Genomic DNA, 484 nt, shown 5'->3' with positions numbered 1-484 from the left:
AGCCTCTCCTCGTTCGACCCGCGCTGGAGCGTCGGCCGGCTCCTCCGCGACGCCGGCGCCTCCTCCGTGCCCGCGCTGCTCGAGAGCGTGGGGCTCGACCCCTCGGTGGAGCGGCGCTCGCCGCGGACCCTCTCGGGCGGCAGCGTCAGCGCGTCTCGATCGCCCGGGCGCTCGCGACCCGCCCCGACGTGCTGATCTGCGACGAGCCCGTCTCGGCCCTCGACGTCTCGGTGCAGGCGCAGATCCTCGACCTGCTCGACGATCTGCAGCGCCGCCACGGACTCGCGCTGCTGCTCATCTCGCACGACCTCGGCGTGATCGCGCACATGAGCGACCGCATCGCCGTGATGCGCGGGGGGCACGGTCGTCGAGGCCGGGCCGGCCGCATCGCTCCTCGCCGCGCCGCAGGAGGAGTACACGCGGCAGCTGCTGGCGGCGGCGCCGCGGCTCGACCGCTGACGCGGCTCCGTCTCGCCTGCGGCGG

The 484-nt window shown here is 75.8% G+C and carries 1 pseudogene; it reads left to right on the top strand.

The window, feature by feature from the left end:
- Positions 1 to 484, top strand: a pseudogene (locus ACH61_RS19480) (ATP-binding cassette domain-containing protein); the annotation flags it as partial.

This window comes from Rathayibacter tanaceti (genome assembly GCF_001634385.1).
In the GTDB taxonomy this organism is placed as follows: Bacteria; Actinomycetota; Actinomycetes; order Actinomycetales; family Microbacteriaceae; genus Rathayibacter; species Rathayibacter tanaceti.
This window is presented reverse-complemented; position numbering and strand designations above follow the sequence as displayed.